Here is a 22,457-nt window from a genome sequence, read left to right as displayed (position 1 = left end):
GGCCGGGCGCTCCACATGATGCACCTATGTGATGACGTGCTCCACCGGCTGAGGAGCGACACCCACGTCGTCCGACCACCGAACCGGGGTGTCCGTTGTTCACCGGACGGCAAGGCGGTCAGGGCCGGGTCACCGAGCGGACACCCGGTACGGACCGGGAAAGAGCGACGGGCGGGAGCCGACCGGCAGGGCGACATCATCCAGGTGGGAGTCCAGGCTCAGCGCGGCGTCCGACGGCTCCGGCAGCGCCGCGTCCAGCCGCGCCGTCGCCCTGAGCTCGGCGACCGTCGACGCCGTCGAGACCCTCACCACCACCATCGCCTCCCGCCGCCGTCACGCGGCAGCGTGAAACCCGCAGGGCCACCGCCCGACCCCGACGTGATCCCCCGGCGACACCGCCCCTTTTACCCGCCGCCGTCACGCGGCAGCGTGAAACCCCGCAGGGCCACCGCTCGACCCCGACGTGATCCCCCGGCGACACCGCCCCTTTTATTCGATAATGTCCATATAAACGGTGTATGCGGAGGTCCCCCACCCTCCGCAGGAACCACCTCGACCGGGCGAGCAAGGGAGACAGCATGCGAGACAGGGAGTACGGCGGACCGGACCCCGAGTCGGCGCGGGCCCCTCGCGTGGAGCCGGGCGGGGTTCCACCGGGTGAGACGCCGCCCGCCGAGGGCAGCACCTCGGGTGCCTCCCCGAACCTGGCCTACGACCGGACCCGCGGCTGGGCCAAGGGCCCACTGATCGCGATCATGCTGCTGACCCTGCTGGTGGCCGGCTTCTTCCTGACGTACGCGTTGGCACTGATCTTCCGCTAGGGCCTGCCGTCACGCACATCCGATGCGTGGGGCGGCGGGTCCGGACCGTCCGCGGCCCGGACCCGCCGCCCTTCGGCGCCCCGATGCGCCGGCCCGCCCGGGGAGTGCCTCGCGAAGGCGTCCGAAGCCACAACTCGCGCAGACATAAAGGGCACACCGTGGCGAGCGCAGCGAAACTCACGGACCGTCAAGGCCGGGGTCTGTCACCACCCGGCCACGGAGCGAGTTCGCCCTTTCGCCTCACAGGGAGTCATGTGAGACTGGCGTCCCGACCGCAGTGCGGACTCCTTCCGCACCGTCCCCCCACGAGAAGTGGCCCGTGTCGTCTCTGCCTCTGCCGCTCGCTCTGACCGCGCGCCTGCTGCCGGTTGCCGTGCTCGCCTCGGCGGGCTGGGCCATGTCGTCCGGGCCGCTCGCCGCGGCCCCGGCCACCAACTCCGGCAAGTCGGCGCAGGGAGCCCAGAACACCCAGGACACGGCGAGCGGCTCCCCCGGCTCCGCCCCGCCCTCGGCGCCGCAGGCGACGGCCAAGGCCTATGCCGGCGCGCCCGCGCCGTGCACCGCCCTGACCAAGGGCACGATCACGTCGCTCGTGCCGGGTGCCAAGACGGACGGCAAGGAGATCCCGTCGACGGACTCCACCATCCGGCGCACCTGCTCCTGGAACGCGCTCAAGGGCTTCGACTACCGCTGGCTGGACGTGACCTTCGAGATCATGGACTCGGAGGCCACGGCGCAGAAGACGTACACGCAGCGCACCACGGAGAAGAGCGGCGGAGGCCCGGTCCCCGGTCTCGGCGACGCCGGCTACTCGGTGGTGAACCTGACCACGCAGGACAAGCAGCAGACCCGTGAGGGCGTGGTGCTGATCCGCTCGTCTAACGCGCTGGTGTCGGTCACGTACAACGGCAGTGACTTCGAGACGAAGAAGGCGCCCGGCACCGACGAGATCAACAAGGGTGCCATCAAGGCCGCCCGGGACGCGGTGGCCGCGCTGGGCAACGGCGGAAAGCAGAGCTGACCGCTCTCCGAGCGCGGCCCGCCGGTCAGGCCGTGGCCCGCATCGCACTGGGCTTGCGCCAGGTGGCCAGTGCCGCCCCCGAAAGATCGGGAAGGGCCTCCGAGGCGGGTCAGAGGCCCATTCCCAAGCGGTCGCGGTTCAGTTGTCCTGGTTCTGGCTGCGGCCCAGGCTGAGCAGGGTGTAGACGAGCAGGGCGGAGGCCAGGCCGACGGCCCAGCCGTAGTCGGCCAGGGGCTTGAGGAACGGGATGACTCCGTCGGCGGGGAAGGGGCCCTGCTTGACGCCCTTGACGACGGTCGAGTACGAGCCGCCGACGGCCAGGACACCGCCGATCACGAAGGCGGCCACCGCGCGCAGGTTCCAGCCGGCGGTGTACCAGTAGCGGCCGTCCGCCTGGTACAGCTCCCCCAGCGCCAGACGGGTACGGCGCACGATCCAGTAGTCGGCCACGAGGATGCCGGCCACCGTGCCGAGCAGGCCGCCGACGAAGCCGAGCCAGGTGAAGATGTACACGTGCGGGTTGGCGATCAGCTTCCACGGCATGATCAGGATGCCGACCACGCCCGTGATCAGCGCTCCGGTGCGGAAGCTGACCAGCCGCGGCAGCAGGTTCGACAGGTCGTACGCCGGGGAGACGACGTTGGCGGCGATGTTCACCGACAAGGTCGCCACCATCACGATCAGCAGCGCGAACAACGCGCCGACGGTGTTGCTCATCTTCGCGCTCAGTGCGATCGGATCCCAGATCGGCGCCCCGTAGACGGCCTGGGAGCCGGACGTGACCAGCACCGACAGGATCGCGAACAGTGTCATCGTGGTCGGCAGGCCCAGCGCCTGGCCCCACAGCTGGGCACGCTGGCTGCCGCCGAAGCGAGTGAAGTCCGGGATGTTCAGCGACAGCGTGGACCAGAAGCCGATCATGCCCATCAGGGAGGGGAAGAACACCTTCCAGAACCCGTTCCCCCAGCCCAGGCGTGAGGGCTGGTCCAGCAGCGGGCCGAAGCCGCCCGCCTTGGCGGCCATGAACCCCAGCAGCACCAGCGCCCCGACGATCACCAGCGGCGCCGCCCAGTTCTCCACCCTGCGCAGCGTCTCCATGCCCCGGGTGATGATGGCGACCTCAACCAGCCAGAACACCCCGAACGACAGCCACTGGGTCCACGGCGTGCCCGCTATCGGGCCGGCGTTCAGCCAGCCGTGGCCGAACAGCTTGCCGGCCAGCAGGAAGATGCCCTCCCCGCCGATCCAGGTCTGGATGCCGAACCAGCAGCACGCCACCGCCGCCCGCACCATCGCCGGCAGGTTCGCCCCGCGCACCCCGAACGACGCCCGCGCGAACACCGGGAACGGGATCCCGTACTTGGTGCCGGCATGACCGGTCAGCAGCATCGGCCCCAGCACGATCACGTTCGCCAGCGCGATCGTCAGCACCGCCTGCTTCCAGTCCATCCCCAGGGCCACCAGCCCCGACGCCAGCGTCCACGACGGAATGCAGTGCGCCATTCCCACCCAGAGGGCGAGATAGTTGTAAGTACCCCATGTCCGGCGCGCGATCGGGACCGGAGCCAGGTCCGCGTTGGCGAAACGCGAACCTTCCAGCACCGCCGGATCGGACAGGGCGACCCGGCCGTCCGGATACGTCTGCTGCACAACGGCCGGATCGGCCAAAGTTCTTCCACTGGGGGACATCAGGACCACCTCGTATCGCGAAGACTCATGTGGGGACGCGGACTCCCGGAAGCCTGGGTTCTCTCGCGCGCGACCCACAGCGCCGAGAAGTTGTACGTGGTCCAGGTGCGCTTGTCGACGGGGACCGGGAGGAGGTCCTCGTCGGCGGCCGGGCCGCTCGGCTGCGGGGAGCCCGGGGCGGACTCCACGCCGCCGTCGGGGCGGATGACTTGGGCGGACATCGGTACGGCCCAGGGAACGGTGTCGGTCATGTGCAGGCCCATCGTGAGGTGAGGTGGGAAACGCCGTGCGGACGGCGCCGATGGGGGGTGCGCGCCCCGGAGGGATCGGCGGGGAGCGCCCTTGGCCCCCTCCCCGGGGGAGCGGGAAGGGGACGAGCGGGGACGGGGGATCCCGAGGACCCTCCGTGGACTAGCCGTTGACCGCCGGGATGATCTGTGACCCGTAGGCGTCGATGACGGCTTCCTGCGCGTCGTGCATGTCGTAGACGGCGAACTGGTCGACGCCGAGCTCACGCAGCGCGGTGAGCTTCTCGATGTGCTTCTCGACCGGGCCGATCACACAGAACCGGTCCACGATCTCGTCGGGCACGAACCGGGTGTCGGGGTTGTCGCTGCGCCCGTGGTGCGCGTAGTCGTAGCCCTCCCGGGCCCTGATGTAGTCGGTGAGTTCGTCGGGTACGGAGCCGGAGTGCGCGCCGTACTTGGCGACGAGGTCGGCGACGTGGTTGCCGACCATGCCGCCGAACCATCGGCACTGCTCCCGCGCATGGGCGAGCGCCTCGGGCGAGTCGTCCTCGGTGACATACGCGGGTGCGGCCACACAGATCGTGATGTCGGAGGGGTCGCGGCCGGCCGCGACCGCCGCGTCCTTCACCGCCTTGACCATGTACTCGGTCAGATACAGGTCGGCGAGCTGGAGGATGAAGCCGTCGGCCTCCTCGCCCGTCATCTTCAGTGCCTTCGGGCCGTACGCGGCCATCCACACCGGCAGTCGGGCGCCGGGCTTGATCCATGGGAACTTGACGACCGTGCCGCCGCCGAGGTCGGCCTCCTCTCCGCGGCCGAGTGCCCGGATGACCTTGATGGCCTCGCTGATCCGGGCCAGGGTGTTGGGTTTGCGGCCGGCGACGCGCATCGCGGAGTCGCCGCGGCCGATGCCGCAGACGGTGCGGTTGCCGAACATGTCGTTGAGGGTGGCGAACGTGGAGGCCGTCACCTCCCAGGTGCGGGTCCCCGGGTTGGTCACCATGGGGCCGACCGTCAGCTTCTGGGTGTTCGCCAGGATCTGGCTGTAGATCACGAACGGTTCCTGCCACAGCACGGCCGAGTCGAAGGTCCAGCCGTAGCGGAAGCCGTTGCGTTCGGCCCTCTTCATCAGGCTGACGACCCGCGAGGCCGGCGGGTCGGTCTGCAGGACGAGTCCGAAGTCCATGAGCGCCACTCCTAGTTGAGGTACTGACAGGTGGAGCGGGGGGTGTAGACGCCGTGCCCGGCGTGTCCGGTGAACTCCCGCTCGGTGATGACGGGTTCGCCACGGGACAGGACGGTCTCGACCCGGCCGGTGGTGCGCCTGCCCTCGTAGGCCGAGTAGTCGACGTTCATGTGGTGGGTCTCGGCGGACATCACCTGTTCGGCGTGCGGGTCGTAGATGACGATGTCCGCGTCGGCGCCCGGGGCGATGGTCCCCTTCTTCGGGTAGAGGCCGAACATCCGGGCCGGGGCGGCGCAGGCGATCTCGATCCAGCGGCGGCGGGAGATGTGTCCGTCGACGACGGCCTGGTGCAGCAGGTCCATACGGTTCTCGACGCCCGGGAGACCGTTGGGGATCTTGGAGAAGTCGCCCCGGCCCAGCTCCTTCTGACCCACGAAGCAGAAGGGGCAGTGGTCGGTGGAGACCACCTGGAGGTCATCGGTGCGCAGGCCCCGCCACAGGGCGGCCTGGTGCTCCTTGGGCCGCAGGGGCGTCGAGCACACGTACTTGGCGCCCTCGAAGTCCGGCTCGGCGAGGTTGTCGGTGGACAGGAACAGATACTGGGGGCAGGTCTCGCCGAAGACGTTGAGTCCCTCGTCGCGCGCCCGGGCCAGTTCGGCGACCGCCTCCTGCGCGGAGACGTGCACGACGTACAGGGGCGCCCCCGCGACCTGGGCGAGCTTGATGGCGCGGTGGGTGGCCTCGGCCTCCAGCAGGGCCTTTCGGACCTCGCCGTGGTAGCGCGGGTCGGTCTCGCCGCGGGCCAGCGCCTGCTCGACCAGGACGTCGATCGCGATGCCGTTCTCGGCGTGCATCATGATCAGTCCGCCGTTCTCGGCGGAGCGCTGCATGGCGCGCAGGATCTGGCCGTCGTCGCTGTAGAAGACGCCCGGGTACGCCATGAACTGCTTGAAGGAGGTCACGCCCTCCTCGACCAGCAGATCCATCTCCTTCAGCGTCTCCTGGTTGACGTCGGAGACGATCATGTGGAAGCCGTAGTCGACGGCGCAGTTGCCCTCGGCCTTGGCGTGCCAGGCGTCCAGGCCCTCGCGCAGGGTGCGGCCGACGCTCTGCACCGCGAAGTCGACGATCGTGGTCGTGCCGCCCCAGGCGGCGGCCCGGGTGCCGGTCTCGAAGGTGTCGGAGGCGAAGGTGCCGCCGAACGGCAGCTCCATATGGGTGTGGGCATCGACGCCGCCCGGGATCACGTACTTGCCGGTGGCGTCGATGGTCCGCTCGGCCGTGAAGGCCGCGGCGGCCGGGGTGCCGGACGCGGCGAGGGCGGCGATGCGGCCGTCCTCGATCAGGACGTCGGCATGGATCTCGTCGGACGCGGTGACGACGAGGCCACCGCGGATGACGGTACGGCTGCTCATGCTGCCTCTGCTCCCTTACCTGGCGTGGTCAACACTGCTGTCGTGGCTGCCGTGCGGGACGACCGTGGCCGCCGGCCCGGTCCGAACGGCCGGACCGGCGGACCCGGTGCCGGTCAGGGAGCGGTCAGCGGCCCGTAGGCGCCCGGTGCCCGGTCCCGGTAGAACTGCCAGCGGTCGCGCACCTCCCGCAGCTTCGCCAGGTCCAGGTCGCGCACGACCAGTTCGGTCTCCTTGTCGCTCGCCACCTCGCCGACGAACTGTGCCTCCGGGTCCACGAAGTACGAGGTCCCGTAGAAGTCGTTGTCGCCCAGCTCCTCGACGCCCACCCGGTTGATCGCCCCCACGAAGTACTCGTTGGCGACGGCCGCGGCCGGCTGCTCCAGCTGCCACAGATAGCCGGACAGGCCCCGGGAGGTGGCCGAAGGGTTGAACACGATCTCCGCGCCCGCGAGGCCGAGGGCCCGCCAGCCCTCCGGGAAGTGGCGGTCGTAGCAGATGTAGACGCCGATCCGGCCTGCCTTGGTGTCGAAGACGGGCCAGCCGGAGTTGCCCGGGCGGAAGTAGAACTTCTCCCAGAAGCCCTTCACCTGCGGGATATGGGTCTTGCGGTACTTGCCCAGGTAGGAACCGTCCGCGTCGATCACCGCGGCGGTGTTGTAGAGCACTCCGGGCTGCTCCTCCTCGTACATGGGCAGCACGAGGACGAGGCCCAGTTCCTTCGCCAGCGCCTGGAAGCGCTTGACCACGGGCCCGTCCGGAATCTGCTCGGCGTACTCGTAGAAGGCCGGGTCCTGGACCTGGCAGAAGTACGGCCCGTAGAACAGCTCCTGGAAACACAGGACCTGGGCACCCTGCGCGGCCGCGTCGCGGGCCGCCTGCTCGTGGACCTGGATCATCGACTCCTTGTCGCCGGTCCAGGCGGTCTGGAAGACGGCGGCACGGACCACTCTGCTCATCGGGACCTCCGGTCGCTCGGTGTGCGGCGAGCCTAGGAAGGCGGCGGGTCCGGGTTGAGTTGCACCGTGTCACGTCTGACGGCGCACCGCGTTCCACGGTGTCACCCCGGCCCGTGCGCGCTGGTTTCCGGTGTGTTCCCATGGTGTCTCACCCGTGTTGGGCGTCGTGCGCGAGCAGCGCGATGTGCACGGAGGCGGCCTGCTCGAAGTCGTCGAGGTCGACCCCGAGACGGGCCTCGATGGCCTCCAGCCGGCGGTAGAGCGCGGGCCTGCTGACATGGTGCAGCTGGGCGGTGCGGGACTTGTTGCGGCCGGTGGCCAGATAGGTCCGCAGCACGGGCAGCAGTTCCTGCTCGGCGTCGCATCCGGACAACAGCCCGTCCAGCTCCCGTTCGGCGAAGGACTGCACATGCGGGTCGTCGCGCAACAGCCGGATCAGACCGCGCAGATGGACGTCCCTCAGCCGTACGACGGCCGGCAGGTCCTCGGCCGCGGAGTGACCGGCGACGGCGTCGGCCACATGCCGGGCCTCGCGCAGCCCCGCGGGCACGTCCTCCCAGGCGGTGCGCGCGTCGGCCGCGGCGACGACCGTCCCGACGGCACCCGACTCGGTCCGCAGCCGGGCGGCCAGATGCGCGGTCAGCGTCACGGCCTCCTGGTCCCGGGCGAGGCTGAGCAGGACGGCGGTGGCCCCGTCGGCGAGTTCCGCGACGAGTCCGGACAGCCCCAGCAGCCGCAGGACGCGATCGAGTGCGGCCGGTTCGCCGTCGCGTACGACGAGGGGGACGAACGTACGGCGGTTGACGGGCAGTCCGGCCGCCCTGGCCCGCGGCAGCAGCTGGCGGGCCGGGACGACACCGGAGACGAGGTCGGTCAGCAGGCTCTGCGCGGACTGCTCCTCCCAGGAGTGCGCCGCGCCGCCGAGCATTCGGTGCAGCACCAGGGCCTCGGCCGCGCGCTCGGCCAGCAGCCGCCCGATGGGGCTGTCGCCGCGATAGCCGCAGAGCACGATCCTGCCCCAGCGCTCGCCGCGCCCGCCCAGCTCGGCGCGGACCCAGCCGTCGCCCTCGCTGCCGCCCGCCTGGCGGGCCACGCGCTCCCAGTCGCGCAGCACATCGTCGACCGCGGGCCGCTCCCCCGCCGTGGCGAGCACCCGGTGGGCGAGGTTGGCGAGGATCACGGGACAGCCTGCGTGCACGGCGATCTCGTCGAGCAGCCGCTGCAGCGGGGCGCCTGCGGTGATGAGCCCGGTCAGGGCCGTACGGACGGCCTCCGACAGGCTCACGGCCGCGAACTTGCGCCGCACCAGCCGGGACTGGACCTCCTCGGTCAGTTCGGCGAAGGGGAAGGGGCGGTGCAGAACCACCAGGGGCAGTCCGCAGCGCTCGGCGGCCCGGCGCATCACGTCCGGGGGCGCGGGGAAGGCGCGGCCGAGTCCGAGGACGACGGCCGCGGCCTCCGCGCGGTGCAGGGACCGGATGTACTCGGCCTGCTTCTCGGGGTCGCCGGCGAGCAGCACTCCGGTGGTGAGCACCATCTCGCCGCCGCTGAGCATGACTCCGACATCGGGGGCCTCGGCGACATGCACCCAGCGCACCGGCCGGTCGAGGTGTCCGGCGCCGGCGACCACCTCGGGCTCTCCGGCGAGCACCCGGTCCAGGGTGAGGACCTGGCGTACCGACAGGGCGGGTTCCAGCGCGGTGGTCATGGCGACGTTCCCTTGCTCAGATCATCGACTTGTCGATGAGGACACCTCATGACGACGCTGTGGTGGGGCGGAGGGCCGGTGGGTGGTCACCCGACGCTCCTGAGGGCCCGTTCGAGGATCGCCGCGCCCTCCTCGGCCTCCGCGACGGTGAGTGTGAGCGGTGGGGCGATGCGCAGAACGCTGGTGTTGTGCCCGCCGCCCTTGCCGATCAGCAGTCCGCCCTCGCGGGCGGCCTCCAGCACGGCGGCCGCCGCGTCCGGGTCTGCCTCGTCGGTGCCGGGCCTGACCAGTTCGACGCCGACCATCAGGCCGCGCCCGCGCACCTCCCGGACGACCGGGAGCTGTGCGGCGACGGCCCGCAGCCGCTCGATGAGCAGCCCGCCGACCCGCCGGGCGTTGCCCTGGAGGTCGTGCTCCAGCAGATAGGTGAGGTTCGCGAGTCCCGCGGCCATGGTGATCTGGGTGCCGCCGAACGTCGAGATGGAGTTGGCGTCCAGGCAGTTCATGATCTCGGCCCGGGCGACGACCCCGCCGACGGACATGCCGTTGCCGATCCCCTTGGCGAAGGTGAGCAGGTCCGGCGGTCCGCTCCGCCCGTGAGCCTGCCAGCCCCAGAAGTGGTCGCCGGTGCGGCCCCAGCCGGTCTGCACCTCGTCGGAGATCCACAGGATGCCGTGTTCCTGGAGCACGTCCCGGAAGGCCGCGTACAGGCCGTCGGGCGGCGAGGTGAAGCCGCCGACGCCCTGGATGGGTTCGGCGATCAGCGCCGCGGGCGGCCGGCCCTGCCCGAGCAGGTCCTTCAGGTCCGCGACGCAGGCCGCGATGAAGTCTGCCTCGTTCAGGTGGGCGAAGGGGCCCCGGGTACGGACGCCCCCGTGGACGTACAGGGTCCCGAGCGGGGACAGCGAGGTGGGGGACCAGCTGCGGTTGCCGGTGATGCCGACCGAGCTGAAGGAGCGGCCGTGGTAGCTGTTGCGCATCGCCAGGAGCTGGTTGCTGCGCCGGTAGGTGGTCGCGAGAAGCAGCGCGGTGTCGTTGGCCTCGGTGCCGGACGTGGTGAAGAAGACGCGGGCGTCCGGGATGCCGCTCAACCGGGCGATGCGCTCGGCCAGTTCGACCATCGGCCGGTTGAGGTAGAGGGTCGAGGAGTGGATGATCCGCCCCGCCTGCTCGCTCACCGCCTTGGTGACCTCGGGCAGCGCGTGCGCGGTCATGGTGGTGAGGATCCCGCCGAAGAAGTCCAGGTACTTCCTGCCGTCGGCGTCCCAGACGTGCCGGCCCTCGCCGTGAGTGATCTCCAGAGGGTCCTTGTAGTAGAGCGCGAGCCATTCGGGCAGGACGTCCCGGTGGCGGGCGTACAGGTCGCTCACGGCTTCACCAGTCCTTCGTACGCGTCGGGGCGGCGGTCGCGGTAGAACGCCCACAGCTGCCGCACTTCTTCGATGAGGTCGAAGTCGAGGTCCCGGACGATCAGCTCCTCCTTGTCGCCGGCGACGTCGCCCACGAACTGCCCGCGGGGGTCGACGAAGTAGCTCGTGCCGTAGAAGTCGTTGTCGCCGTACTCCTCGCGGCCCACGCGGTTGATCGCGGCGACGAAGTACTCGTTGGCGACGGCGGCCGCGGGCTGCTCCAGCTGCCAGAGGTAGGCCGACAGACCGCGCGAGGTGGCGGAGGGGTTGTAGACCAGCTGGGCGCCGTTGAGGCCGAGTTGCCGCCAGCCCTCCGGGAAGTGGCGGTCGTAGCAGATGTACACGCCGACCTTGCCGACCGCGGTGTCGAAGACGGGCCAGCCGAGGTTGCCCGGCCTGAAGTAGTACTTCTCCCAGAAGCCGTTGACCTGGGGGATGTGGTGCTTGCGGTACTTGCCGAGGTAGCTGCCGTCGGCGTCGATCACGGCGGCGGTGTTGAAGTAGAGACCGGACTGCTCGATCTCGAAGACGGGGACGACGATCACCATGCCGGTCTCGCGGGCCAGTTCCCGCATCCGGGCGACCGTGGGCCCGTCGGGCACCGGCTCGGCCCAGCGGTAGTGCTCGGGCTCCTGGACCTGGCAGAAGTAGGGGGCGTTGAAGACTTCCTGGAAGCCGATGACCTGCGCGCCCTGCCGGGCCGCCTCCCGGGCGTGCGCCACATGCTTGTCGATCATGGATTCGGTGTCGCCGGTCCAGGTCGCCTGGACCAGTGCGGCGCGTACGACGTGGGCCATGGTGCCGCTCCTTTGCCTCATGTCCCGGTGAGGACGTCAGCGAGCCTCTACGCCCGTAGAAACAGGTGGTAGAGGCTCGAACGTAAGCCTCCGGGGAGGCCTTGCCAAGACCATCGTCGTCAACCCGCTGAGTCGATCATGTTTCGCACCTGTGCGGGTGAAGTCGTCGGATTGTCGACGGGCCGGTCAGGCGCTGAATCCGGCGACTCTCAGGGCGTGGACGAGGTCCCAGTGCCGCTGGTCGGAGACCCCCCGGGCCGCCTGGAGGAGCAGCGGCAGGAGGCGTCCGGGATCCGCCGCGACGCTGCGGGCCGCCTCCTCGGGGGTCCGCATGCGGACGTAGGCGTCGAGGAGGGCGCCGACCTCACGCTGCCGGCCCTCGGCGCTCAGGCCCAGCACGGCCTCGCCGATCTCGCTCGCGGGGCGTACGACGCCCTGGCGCAGCATCTGCTCCCCGTCGGCGGTGCGGCCCGCCGCGGTGAGCGCGTCGGCGGCGGCGACGAGGCGGTCGGCGGGCAGCGAGGCGGCCTCCCACAGCAGGGTGGTCCAGTCGGCGCCGAGTCCCGCGCGGTGCAGTTCGTCGGCGAGCAGGGGGTAGCGGGCGGCGGGCCAGTGGGCGACGTCGACGAGCAGCGCGTGGGCCTCGCCGCTACGGCCCTCGGCACGCAGCCGGGTGAGCACCGCGACGGTGTCGGTGATCCGCACGTCCTCCTGGTCCAGGGGCTCCGCCGGGCGCTCCTCGGACGGTGTCCCGGGCCCGGGGTCCGCGGCTCCGGCGAACCGGGCGCCGCGCGGGCCCCGGCGGCCGGGTGCGGGGTCCGCGGCGGCGGGTACGGGGCCCGTGGGCGCCTCCTGGACGTCCATCACCCCGGCGAACCGGGCACTGCCCCGCAGGCGGCGCCTGGGGCGCTGCTCGGCGGAGGGGGCGGGGTCGGCGAAGGCGGCGGGCTCCTGCGGGGCGGACGGGTGGGCGCCGTGCGGTGCCGCCAGGTCCGGGTCGGCGGGGTGTGCCTCGCTCCGGAAGGCCGCCCGGGGGGTCCCTGAGGCCCGCGGGGCGGCCTGCGCGGGCGGGCGACGGACCCGGTGGTCCAGGGCCGCCGTACGGCGGCGGAGTTCCGCGATGCGAGCCGTGGCGCGTGCGTGGTCGTCCCCGGCCCAGGCCAGGTCGACGCGGAACGACTCGGCCTCCTCCCGGGTCACGGCCGACTCCAGGCGGCGGCCGAGCTCGGCCTGGCGCTCGGCCGCGTAGCGCTGTTCGCGGAGCATCACATCGAGCCGGTCGCCGAGGGCGGCCCGGCCGCCCGGCCGGGCGTCGTGCGCGGCGACCGCGGCACGGTGCAGCGCCCGCGCACGGTCGGACTCCCGGGCGGCGCTCTCGGACCCGTAGGCCGCGGCGACGTCCTGCAACAGCGCCTCCACGACGTCCCAGGGAGGCACCTCCCGGCCGGCGAGGCAGGCCCGCATACCGTCGGCATCGCGCTGCCAGAAGACCGCGCACCAACCGTCGTTCCGGTCGAGCCGCGCCAGCAGCTCATTCAAGTAGTCCGCGAACTCCCTTACCTGCACCGGGAGTTGTTCCACTGCCATCGCCCAGCTCCCGCCCGACTGGAGTGCTCTGCTCCGGTAGACAACACCAGCTGTGTTACGGGAGGGCTACGGGGAGTTTTCGGACCGGCCGCAGAGCGCTCTGTCGGAGTGCGCGCACGCCGTGCGCGCCTGCCGCACCGGGCACGCGCCTCCCGTGCGCGCCCCTTTGCCGGGCCGGCTCCGGACATGCCGCGGGAGTGCGTTCGTGCCATCGTGGTCTACGAGCGCCGCGCGCGCCCCACAGGTGTAACCGGGCCCCGTCCGGGCACCCGGCACCGGCACGTCGATCAGCGAGCGTGTCCCGGGCCCCGCCGGGACGCCGGAACGGATGGCCATGACCAGCGGCTACAACGGTTCGCAGGGCTACGGCTCGGACCCCTTCCAAGAGTTCTTCCGACGCATCTTCGGCGGCGGGCCGCGCCCGGGCCCGCGCCAGATCGACCTGGGCCGGCTGCTGAGCGAGCCCGCCCGGCAAATGGTCGCCGGCGCCGCGCGGTACGCCGTCGAGCACGGTGCCCGGGACCTCGACACCCAGCATCTGCTGCGCGCCGCGCTCGCCACAGAACCGACCCGGAGTCTGCTGAGCCGGGCCGGCGCGGACCCGGACTCGCTGGCGACGGAGATCGACCAGCGCTGGGGGCCGGTGCAGCACCCGGAGGACGCCCCGTCCCCCACCTCGCTCTCGCTGACCCCGGCCGTCAAACGCGCCCTGCTGGACGCGCACGATCTGGCCCGGTCGAGCGGCGCCGGCTACATCGGGCCCGAGCACGTGCTCACCGCCCTGGCCGCGAACCCCGACTCGGCCGCCGGGCACATCCTGCACTCGGCGCACTTCGCGCCGCCCTCCCTGCCGCCCGAGGCGGCCGACACCACCCAGCCGCGCCCGGAGCGGCCGCGCCCCGTCTCGACGCCGACCCTGGACAAGTACGCCCGCGATCTGACCGATCTCGCGCGCCAGGGCCGTATCGACCCGGTGATCGGACGGGACGAGGAGATCGAGCAGACCATCGAGGTGCTCTCCCGGCGCGGCAAGAACAACCCGGTGCTCATCGGCGACGCGGGGGTCGGCAAGACCGCCATCGTCGAGGGGCTCGCCCAGCGCATCACCGACGGGGACGTGCCGGACGTCCTGCTCGGCCGCCGGGTGGTCGCCCTGGATCTGCCCGGCGTGGTCGCCGGCACCCGCTACCGCGGCGACTTCGAGGAACGGCTCACCAATATCGTCGGCGAGATCCGCGCGCACTCCGACGAGCTGATCATCTTCATCGACGAACTGCACACGGTCGTCGGTGCGGGCGGCGGCGGCACGGAGGGCGGGTCCATGGACGCGGGCAACATCCTCAAGCCCGCCCTGGCCCGCGGCGAACTGCACATCGTCGGCGCCACCACGCTGGAGGAGTACCGCCGGATCGAGAAGGACGCGGCGCTGGCCCGCCGTTTCCAGCCGATCCTGGTGCCCGAGCCGTCCGTCGCGGACGCCATCGAGATACTGCGCGGGCTGCGCGACCGCTACGAGGCCCACCACCAGGTCCGCTACACCGACGAGGCACTGGTGGCCGCCGTGGAGCTGTCCGACCGGTATCTCACCGACCGCCATCTGCCCGACAAGGCGATCGACCTGATCGACCAGGCCGGCGCCCGGGTGCGGCTGCGCGCCCGGACCAAGGGCACGGACGTACGGGCCATGGAGCGCGAGGTCGAGCAGCTCGCGCGGGACAAGGACCAGGCGGTGGCCGACGAGCAGTACGAGCAGGCCACCCAGTTGCGCGACCGCATCACCAAGCTGAAGGAGCGGATCGGGGAGGCCTCGGGAGAGACCGAGGCGGACGAGGGGCAGCACCTGGAGGTCACCGCCGAGGCCGTCGCGGAAGTGGTCTCCCGGCTGACCGGGATCCCGGTCTCCCGGCTCACCGAGGAGGAGAAGCAGCGGCTGCTCGGCCTGGAGGAGCATCTGCACGAGCGGGTCGTCGGGCAGAACGAGGCGGTCAGCGTGGTCGCCGACGCGGTGATGCGCTCGCGCGCCGGGCTGTCCAGTCCGGACCGGCCGATCGGCAGCTTCCTCTTCCTCGGCCCGACGGGTGTCGGCAAGACGGAACTGGCGCGCGCCCTCGCGGAGGTGCTGTTCGGCAGCGAGGAGCGCATGGTCCGCCTCGACATGAGCGAGTACCAGGAGCGCCACACCGTCAGCCGGCTGGTGGGCGCGCCGCCCGGGTATGTGGGCCACGAGGAGGCCGGCCAGCTCACCGAGGTGGTACGGCGGCATCCGTACTCGCTGCTGCTGCTCGACGAGGTCGAGAAGGCGCACCCGGACGTCTTCAACATCCTGCTCCAGGTCCTCGACGACGGTCGACTCACCGACGCCCAGGGCCGCACGGTGGACTTCACCAACACCGTCATCGTGATGACGAGCAACCTCGGCTCCGAGGCGATCACCCGGCGTGGCGCGGGCATCGGGTTCGGGCCGGGCGGCGCCGAGGCTGACGAGGAGGCGCGTCGCGAGCAGATCCTGCGCCCGCTGCGCCAGCACTTCCGGCCCGAGTTCCTCAACCGTATCGACGAGGTCGTGATCTTCCGTCAGCTGACATCCGAGCAACTGCGGCAGATCACCGACCTGATGCTCGACAAGACGCGTCGCCGGCTGCAGGCCCAGGACATCGGGGTCACCTTCACCGAGCGAGCCGTGGACTGGCTGGCGCGGCGCGGCTTCCAGCCGGAGTACGGTGCGCGCCCGCTGCGCCGGACCATCCAGCGCGAGGTCGACAACCAGCTGTCCCGGCTGCTGCTGGACGGCCGGATCGAGCGCGGCGGCCGGGTCGAGGTGGACGCGGAGGACGGGCAGTTGCTCTTCCGGCCGGAGCCGCCGGCCCGCGGGGAGCAGGCCGAGGCCACTCAGCCGGGTGCGCGGGGCGCCACGGAGCCCGGCGGATCCGGTGAGGACGGCCCGCCTCCCGCGGTACAGGGCGGCGAGACGGCCCGTCCCGAGGGGGACGGGGCCGCCCGCCCCGAGTGAATCGCGTGTCGGCCGTTACGGCGCCGGGTTCACGACCATCGCGGACCCGCCGCCGCGCCGTACCTTCTCGGCGGCGGCCAGCCACTTGCCGCCCGGCAGCCGCTGCACGCCGGTGGCGGCGCCGATCTCCGGGTTCAGTGTGAAGGAGTGCCCGATCGCCGCCAGTTGTGTCCGCAGGTCGCTGTTGTAGAGGGCGGGTTCGAGCTCCGTCTTCGCCGCGTTGCGCTGGCTGGCGCGCGGTGCGGCGATGGCGTCGACGAGCGGCAGATGCCGGTCGAGGAACTCGGTCAGGGTCTGCAGCACGGTGGTGATGATGGTCGCGCCGCCGGGTGAACCGAGAGCGACGACCGGCCGGCCCTGCTTGTCGAGCACGATCGTGGGCGAGATGGACGAGCGCGGCCGCTTGCCCGGGCCGGGCAGGTTCGGGTCGTGGACGGCCGGGTTGGCGGGGGTGAAGGAGAAGTCCGTCAGCTCGTTGTTGAGCAGGAAGCCGCGGTGCGGGACGGTCATGGCGCTGCCGCCGGTCTGCTCGATGGTGAGCGTGTAGGAGACGACGTTGCCCCATTTGTCGGCCACGGTGAGGTGCGTGGTGTTCTCGCCCTCGTACGTCGTCGGGGCCGCCGTTCCCCCGGTGCCGCAGGCCGCCGGGTGGCGCGGGTCGCCGGGCGCGAGAGGGCTGGTGAGGACCGCGTCGTCCTTGATCAGGCAGGCGCGCGAGTCGGCGAACCGCTGGGAGAGCAGTCCCTTGGTGGGCACGTCCTCGAAGGCGGGGTCGCCGACCCAGCGCCCCCGGTCGGCGAAGGCGATCCGGCTCGCCTCGATGAAGTGGTGCAGATACTGCGCCTCGCTCGCGTCGGAGAGGTCTGTCCTCTCCAGGATGTTGAGCGCCTCGCCGACCGTGGTGCCGCCGGAGGAGGACGGGGCGATGGAGTAGACGTCGAGGCCGCGGTACGAGGTCCTGGTGGGCGCCTGGAGCTTGGCCCGGTAGACCGCGAGGTCCTTCTCCGACAGCTTGCCGGGACGGGCGTTCCAGCCCGAGGCCGGGTCCACCGGGGGCTTGTCGACGGTGGCGACGATGTCGTCGCCCAGATCGCCGTGGTAGATCGCGCCGATGCCCTTCCGGCCCAGCTCCGCGTAAGTGCGGGCGAGGTCCGGGTTCTTGAACGTGGAGCCGACCGCGGGGAGCGCGCCGCCCGGCAGGAACAGCTTGGCGGTGTCCGGGAAGCAGCGGAAGCGGCTCTCGTTGGACGCGGTCTGGGAGCGGAAGGTGTCGTCGACGGTGAACCCGTCACGGGCTATGCGCTCGGCCGGCCTCAGGACCGTACCGAGCCGCCTGCTGCCCCACTCGTCAAGCGCCTTCTGCCAGGTGGCGGCGGTGCCCGGAGTACCCACGCTCAGGCCGCTGCTGACCGCGTCGGCGAAGGAGAGCGGCTTGCCGTTCTCCATGAAGAGGCCGGAGTCCGCGGTGAGCGGGGCCGTCTCCCGGCCGTCGATGGTGTGCACCGTGCGGGTTTTTGCGTCGTAGTAGACGAAGTAGCCGCCTCCGCCTATGCCCGCGGAGTAGGGCTCGGTGACGCCGAGCGCGGCGGCGGTGGCGACGGCCGCGTCCACCGCGTTGCCGCCCTTCTTCAGCACCTCGATCCCGGCGGCGGTGGCGTCCGCGTCCACGCTCGCCACGGCCCCGCCGTACCCGACGGCCACGGGGACCTTGTCCGGTGCCGGGGTGGACGACGGCGGCGCCGCCGCTCCCACCGACACCACTGCGGCCGAGACCGCCCATACCGCCAGTTTCCGTCCGCCAGGGCGACGCATTCGTACCTCCAGTCGACGTCCGTCCACCGAGCGTAACCGCATTGCCATGGTCCCGTCAGTCCCATCGAACACCGGTTCACAACGGCCCGCTACCATGCCCGGCCATGAACGACGACGTGCGCAACATCGTCCTCGGGGTGGTCGCGGCCGGCATCAGCGCCGCGATCGGCTGGCTCGCCAGGACGTATCTCTGGAAGCGGAAACTCCGCCGCAAGCAGGTGTTCTTCGGGCTGCCCGACAACTCCGAGTCGCTGCTGGTGATCAACCGGGAGGCGGGCGGGCCCGAGTTGACGGTGATGCGCCACGACGTGTTCGCCTTGCTGGAGCTGTCCGCGCTCATCAAGGACTGCGGCGCCCATGCCCAGGTCGTCGCACATGACGCCGCCCAGCAGGGTTTCGGCGAGCGCACGGAGTTCTGCGTCGGCGGCCCGGCGTCGAACCGCCGGATGGCCGCCCACCTCAACTCGCTGCTGCCCGGCATACGCATCAACACCGACGCGGAACCGGGCCCGGAGCGCGGTGCGTTCGCCATCGGCGGCGAACGCTATCTGCTGGAGTCCGGCCGGGCGGAGTACGTGATCCTGGCCCGGCTCACCGCGGACCTGGGCCGCGGCGCACGCCCCGTCTTCCTCTTCTGCGGTCAGCGCGCGATCACCAACCAGGCCGCGACCCGCTATCTCGCCCGCCACCACGAGCGACTGGCCCGCAAGTACGGGACCGGGTCCTTCGTCCTGCTGCTGAAGGTGGTCAACTCCCAGGCGTACGGGCCGGACGTGGTGGAGCTGGTGGCGGACGTCACCCGGGCGGCACATGCTCCCGCACCGGAGGAATCCCCTTCCGACTCCTCACGTGTTCCCTAGGTTTGCTGAGACGTCAACAATCGTTACCCGCACGTAACTTACCGGCGGGTTACCTCTGGTAAGGACATGAGGTTACCGTCTGGTCACTTTGCACTGACACGTGAGGAGTGACCCGTGGGAAACCACCGCAAGGCCCTGCGCACGACCACCGTGGGTGCCGTCTCGGCGACGCTGATCGCCGGCAGCGTCCTCGGGTTCGCCCCGACCGCCCAGGCGGCGTCGAACGACGTCCGCTTCGTCGACATCACGGGGGACGGCGGAACGGTCCTCAAGGGGAACGTGGTGACGCCCTCGGGCGCCGACGGCACGCGCCGCTATCCGCTGCTCGTGCTCCCGACGAGCTGGGGCCTGCCACAGGTCGAGTACCTCGCCCAGGCCCAGAAGCTCGCGGACTCCGGCTATGTCGTGGTGACGTACAACGTGCGGGGGTTCTGGCAGTCCGGCGGCCAGATAGAAGTGGCCGGGCCCCCCGACATGGCCGACGCGTCCCGGGTCATCGACTGGGCGCTCGCCAACACCCCGTCCGATGCCCGGCACATCGGGATGGCGGGGGTCTCCTACGGCGCCGGCATCAGTCTGCTCGCCGCCGCGCACGACAAGCGCATCAAGGCGGTCGCCTCGCTGAGCGGCTGGGCGGACCTGATCGACTCGATCTACTCCCAGCGCACCCAGCACGTCCAGGCGGGCGCCCTGCTCGACGGCGCCGGTACCCTGACCGGCCGTCCGAGCCCCGAACTCAAGGAGGTGTTCACGGACTTCTTCGCCTCCAACCTGGCGAAGGAGCCGGATCTGATCGCCTGGGGCAGGAAACGCTCGCCCGCCACCTACGTCGACGAGTTCAACAAGAACGGCACGGCGCTCCTGCTCGCCAACGCCTGGGGCGACACGATCTTCCCGCCCAACCAGTACGTCGACTTCTACGAGAAACTGACGGGACCGAAGAGACTGGAGCTGCGTCCGGGTGACCACGCCACGGCCGAACTGACCGGGCTGTTCGGGCTTCCCAACGATGTGTGGACCGACACCGAGCGCTGGATGGACCACTATCTCAAGGGCGAGGACAACGGCATCGACCGCGAACAACCGGTGGAGCTCAAGCCCCGTTCCTCGGGCGGATACGAGGGCTACCCCGACTGGAAGTCGGTGGGCGCGACCCAGCGGAAGATCGACCTCGCGGGAACCACCACGATCCACGCGAACGTCGACTCCGGCGCGGACGGCGGGGTCATCTTCCTGTCCAGCATCCTCGACCAACTGGCCCAGGTGCCGCCGATCGCCTCGATCCCGCTGCTGCCGCGCCGCTACGCGGCCGTGTGGCAGTCGCCCAGGTACGCCACCGCGCAGCACATCCGCGGCACCGCGAAGCTGCACACCACCCTCACCCCGACCAAGGAGAGCGGCACCCTCGTCGCGTACCTCTACGACGTGGGCCCGCTCGGCCTCGGCAAACTGGTCAGCAACGCGCCGTACACCTGGCACGGGCTGACGCCCGGCAAGCCGTTCGGCGTCGACCTGGAGCTGTTCTCCACGGCCTACGACGTCCCGGCCGGGCACCGGCTCGCGATGGTCGTCGACACGGTCGACCCGCTCTACATCGAACACAACCCGTCCGGCGCGCAGCTGACCTTCTCCTCGCCCGCGGAGGACCCGTCCTACGTGTCCGTTCCGCTGCGCGAGCAGTGATCTTCGACCGCCACCGGCCGGGCACACCCCGATGAGCTGGTGCTGCCCTCCCCCTACGGTCCGGGTGGCCGTGGGGGGATGTCCCACCGCCACCGAGATCGCGGGGACGAACGGCCCATCCTAGTCGAGGTTCCGGCCGGTGGTCCTCAGGGCTGGTGCCCCGGCAGGCAACGTTCACCCATGAAAGAGCGGCGGCGTGGTGCCAGGCGCCGCGACGGGGCGGACGTGGCCTGCCGGGGCACTAGTACTCCGCCACCTCGGCGTACACGTGCGTCAGTTCGGGAGCGCCGGTGTCCGCCCAGGTGTGGCCGGCCTCGACCACGTCGATCTCCCGCCCGGAGGTCAGCCGCACCACGGGATGGCCGCTCGGCCACACCACCCACGTCGCGCCCGGCACCGTACGCACGATCACCGTGCCCAGATACAGGCCCGCGTCGTTCCCCAGCCAGGGCACGATCTCGTCGTCGTCGCGCCAGCGCGGCACGATCTGGTCGAGTGCCTCCAACGACGCCGCCGAGTCGTCCAGTTCGACGCCCGCCTGGTCGGCCTGGGAGCGCAGCAGTTCGCACTCGGAGAGAAGTGCGGCGACGCTGCCCGGGTCGGGGTCACCGGTGGAGAGCACCGAGACCCCTCGGGACAGGCCTCGTTTCTTGCGCCAGTCGCCCAAGAAAGGGATGTTCATAAGCCCAGCGTGACACCACCGCCACGGCTCGCACCACAGGGCGCGCGGACTCCGGCCGCCGCGCCCTCACAAGGCCGTCACAACCCCAGGTCGACCACTACCGGCGCATGATCCGACGCGCCCTTGCCCTTGCGCTCCTCCCGGTCCACGTACGCGTCCTTGACGGCCTTCGCGAACGGCTCGTTGCCGTACACCAGGTCGATGCGCATGCCGCGGTTCTTGGGGAAGCAGAGCTGGCGGTAGTCCCAGTACGTGTAGGGGTGGTCGTACTTCAGCGGGCGCGGGACCACATCCGTGAGGCCGGCCTCGCGCAGGGAGGTCAGGGCGGCGCGCTCCGCGGGGGTGACATGCGTCGCACCCTCGAAGGCGGCGATGTCGAAGACGTCCTCGTCCGTCGGCGCCACGTTGTAGTCGCCCAGCACCGCGAACGGGCGGCTGCCCCCGGCGTCGCCCGCCACGGCCGCCTTCAGGGCCTCGAACCACTGCAGCTTGTACGCGTAGTGCGGGTGATCCACCTCACGGCCGTTCGGCACGTACACCGACCAGACGCGGACCGGGCCGCAGGTCGCCGAGACGGCGCGGGGCTCCTGGACACCGTCGTAGCCCGGATCGCCCGGCAGGCCCTTGACCACGTCCTCCAGGCCTACGCGGGAGAGCACCGCCACGCCGTTCCACCGGCCGGTGGCGTGGACCGCCGCCTCGTAACCCAGCTCGCGGAGCTGCTCGTAGGGGAACTGGGCCTCCGAGACCTTGGCCTCCTGGAGGCACAGCACATCCGTGCCGCTGCTCTCCAGCCAGGCCAGGAGCCTGGGCAGACGGGCAGTGATCGAGTTCACGTTCCAGGTGGCGATGCGCATGTCCCCCAACCTACCGGGCGGGTACGACAACCGGCCGGGGGCGGCGGGGCCGGACCCCCCAACCGGCGCGCCTCGGCCGTCAGACCTCGGCCGACCCGCCCGGGGCCAGGCGCAGGTGCTCGGCGCCGCCCAGCGCGCCGATCTGGTTGTCGTAGATCGGTCGCGCGAGATCCGTCAGCAGGGCGTCGTGGATGTCGTACGCGCGCTGCGGCTTGACCTCGCGGACGTAGTCGATCACCTCGGAGATCTTGTTCCAGGGGGCCATCACCGGAAGCATCAGTGTCTCCACCGGGTGGTCGGGCACCGTGAGCGCGTCGCCCGGGTGGAAGACCTTGCCGCCGTCGATCAGAAAACCGACGTTCGTGATGCGCGGAATGTCCGGGTGGATCACCGCGTGCAGCTCGCCGTGCACCTGCACGTCGAAGCCCGCGGCGGTGAAGGTGTCGCCGTGGCCGACGGTGTGCACACGGCCCGGGAAGGCCGCCGAGATCTTCTCCGCGACGGAGGCGAGGGTCCAGATCTCCGCGCCCGGGTCGGTGTCCAGGGCGGCGCGCAGCCGGTCCTCGTTGAAGTGGTCGAGATGCTCGTGTGTGACCAGGATCGCGTCGGCGCCGACCGCGGCGTCCTCCTCACTGAAGGTGCCGGGGTCGATGACGAGCGTGCGCCCGTCCTTCTCGAGCCGGATGCAGGCGTGCGACTTCTTCGTGAGCTTCATG

General features: G+C 71.1%; 19 protein-coding genes. 5 read left to right on the top strand and 14 right to left on the bottom strand.

The window, feature by feature from the left end; translation table 11 throughout:
- Positions 1-129 precede the first annotated feature (129 nt).
- Positions 130-318 (bottom strand): hypothetical protein, encoded by a 189-nt coding sequence (locus tag ACFY2Z_RS36170; RefSeq protein ID WP_390748229.1) that lies wholly within the window; start codon positions 316-318, stop codon positions 130-132.
- Between the two features lie 260 nt (positions 319-578).
- Here ACFY2Z_RS36170 and ACFY2Z_RS36165 point away from each other — a divergent pair, with 260 nt between their 5' ends.
- Both ACFY2Z_RS36165 and ACFY2Z_RS36160 read left to right on the top strand, forming a co-directional pair.
- Positions 579-821 (top strand): DUF6480 family protein, encoded by a 243-nt coding sequence (locus ACFY2Z_RS36165; RefSeq protein ID WP_390748228.1) that lies wholly within the window; start codon positions 579-581, stop codon positions 819-821.
- 319 nt (positions 822-1,140) lie between these two features.
- Positions 1,141-1,842 (top strand): hypothetical protein, encoded by a 702-nt coding sequence (locus ACFY2Z_RS36160; protein ID WP_390748227.1) that lies wholly within the window; start codon positions 1,141-1,143, stop codon positions 1,840-1,842.
- Positions 1,843-1,980: 138 nt separating this feature from the next.
- On the opposite strand, the gene ACFY2Z_RS36155 is transcribed toward ACFY2Z_RS36160, so the two are convergent.
- The 9 genes from ACFY2Z_RS36155 to ACFY2Z_RS36115 form a co-directional block, all read right to left on the bottom strand.
- Positions 1,981-3,531 (bottom strand): NCS1 family nucleobase:cation symporter-1, encoded by a 1,551-nt coding sequence (locus ACFY2Z_RS36155; RefSeq protein ID WP_390748226.1) that lies wholly within the window; start codon positions 3,529-3,531, stop codon positions 1,981-1,983.
- The gene (locus ACFY2Z_RS36150) at positions 3,531-3,782 is read right to left on the bottom strand and encodes a hypothetical protein (RefSeq protein WP_390748225.1); all 252 of its coding nucleotides are present in this window, start codon (positions 3,780-3,782) and stop codon (positions 3,531-3,533) included. The genes ACFY2Z_RS36155 and ACFY2Z_RS36150 overlap by 1 nt, the downstream gene beginning before the upstream one ends.
- A 160-nt stretch (positions 3,783-3,942) precedes the next feature.
- Positions 3,943-4,965 (bottom strand): TIGR03842 family LLM class F420-dependent oxidoreductase, encoded by a 1,023-nt coding sequence (locus ACFY2Z_RS36145; protein WP_390748224.1) that lies wholly within the window; start codon positions 4,963-4,965, stop codon positions 3,943-3,945.
- 11 nt (positions 4,966-4,976) lie between these two features.
- Positions 4,977-6,380: a dihydropyrimidinase gene (gene hydA / locus ACFY2Z_RS36140; RefSeq protein WP_390748223.1), complete on the bottom strand. Its 1,404-nt coding sequence runs from the start codon at positions 6,378-6,380 to the stop codon at positions 4,977-4,979.
- 113 nt (positions 6,381-6,493) lie between these two features.
- Positions 6,494-7,336, bottom strand: a complete 843-nt coding sequence (locus ACFY2Z_RS36135) for a nitrilase-related carbon-nitrogen hydrolase (RefSeq protein WP_390748222.1) — start codon at positions 7,334-7,336, stop codon at positions 6,494-6,496.
- Between the two features lie 148 nt (positions 7,337-7,484).
- On the bottom strand, positions 7,485-9,044 hold the full coding sequence (locus tag ACFY2Z_RS36130; RefSeq protein ID WP_390748221.1) for a PucR family transcriptional regulator: 1,560 nt from the start codon (positions 9,042-9,044) through the stop codon (positions 7,485-7,487).
- Between the two features lie 86 nt (positions 9,045-9,130).
- Positions 9,131-10,414, bottom strand: coding sequence for an aspartate aminotransferase family protein (locus tag ACFY2Z_RS36125; RefSeq protein WP_390748220.1), 1,284 nt, complete (start codon positions 10,412-10,414; stop codon positions 9,131-9,133).
- Positions 10,411-11,250, bottom strand: a complete 840-nt coding sequence (locus ACFY2Z_RS36120) for a nitrilase-related carbon-nitrogen hydrolase (protein ID WP_390748219.1) — start codon at positions 11,248-11,250, stop codon at positions 10,411-10,413. Before ACFY2Z_RS36120 ends, ACFY2Z_RS36125 begins: the two co-directional genes overlap by 4 nt.
- A gap of 186 nt (positions 11,251-11,436) precedes the next feature.
- Positions 11,437-12,837, bottom strand: coding sequence for a hypothetical protein (locus tag ACFY2Z_RS36115; RefSeq protein WP_390748218.1), 1,401 nt, complete (start codon positions 12,835-12,837; stop codon positions 11,437-11,439).
- A 334-nt stretch (positions 12,838-13,171) separates the two neighbouring features.
- On the opposite strand from ACFY2Z_RS36115, the gene ACFY2Z_RS36110 reads away from it, so the two are divergent.
- Positions 13,172-15,847: an ATP-dependent Clp protease ATP-binding subunit gene (locus tag ACFY2Z_RS36110; RefSeq protein WP_390748247.1), complete on the top strand. Its 2,676-nt coding sequence runs from the start codon at positions 13,172-13,174 to the stop codon at positions 15,845-15,847.
- A gap of 15 nt (positions 15,848-15,862) precedes the next feature.
- On the opposite strand, the gene ggt is transcribed toward ACFY2Z_RS36110, so the two are convergent.
- The gene (ggt, locus tag ACFY2Z_RS36105) at positions 15,863-17,659 is read right to left on the bottom strand and encodes a gamma-glutamyltransferase (protein ID WP_390748217.1); all 1,797 of its coding nucleotides are present in this window, start codon (positions 17,657-17,659) and stop codon (positions 15,863-15,865) included.
- 104 nt (positions 17,660-17,763) lie between these two features.
- On the opposite strand from ggt, the gene ACFY2Z_RS36100 reads away from it, so the two are divergent.
- On the top strand, positions 17,764-18,519 hold the full coding sequence (locus tag ACFY2Z_RS36100; protein ID WP_390748216.1) for a hypothetical protein: 756 nt from the start codon (positions 17,764-17,766) through the stop codon (positions 18,517-18,519).
- A 114-nt stretch (positions 18,520-18,633) separates the two neighbouring features.
- Entirely contained in the window at positions 18,634-20,202 is a 1,569-nt protein-coding gene (locus ACFY2Z_RS36095) for an alpha/beta fold hydrolase (RefSeq protein WP_390748215.1), read from the top strand.
- A 241-nt stretch (positions 20,203-20,443) separates the two neighbouring features.
- Here ACFY2Z_RS36095 and ACFY2Z_RS36090 read toward each other — a convergent pair whose 3' ends face one another.
- The 3 genes from ACFY2Z_RS36090 to ACFY2Z_RS36080 form a co-directional block, all read right to left on the bottom strand.
- The gene (locus ACFY2Z_RS36090; protein ID WP_390748214.1) at positions 20,444-20,884 is read right to left on the bottom strand and encodes a DUF6278 family protein; all 441 of its coding nucleotides are present in this window, start codon (positions 20,882-20,884) and stop codon (positions 20,444-20,446) included.
- Between the two features lie 77 nt (positions 20,885-20,961).
- On the bottom strand, positions 20,962-21,741 hold the full coding sequence (locus ACFY2Z_RS36085; RefSeq protein WP_390748213.1) for an exodeoxyribonuclease III: 780 nt from the start codon (positions 21,739-21,741) through the stop codon (positions 20,962-20,964).
- A 79-nt stretch (positions 21,742-21,820) separates the two neighbouring features.
- A complete protein-coding gene (locus tag ACFY2Z_RS36080; RefSeq protein ID WP_390748212.1) occupies positions 21,821-22,456 on the bottom strand; it encodes an MBL fold metallo-hydrolase in 636 nt (211 codons plus the stop codon).
- Position 22,457: the final 1 nt, after the last annotated feature.

This window comes from Streptomyces sp. NPDC001222 (genome assembly GCF_042896945.1).
GTDB classification, from domain to species: Bacteria; Actinomycetota; Actinomycetes; order Streptomycetales; family Streptomycetaceae; genus Streptomyces; species Streptomyces gibsoniae.
The sequence above is the reverse complement of the archived record's forward strand: the minus strand, read 5'-3'. Positions and strand labels throughout refer to the sequence as shown.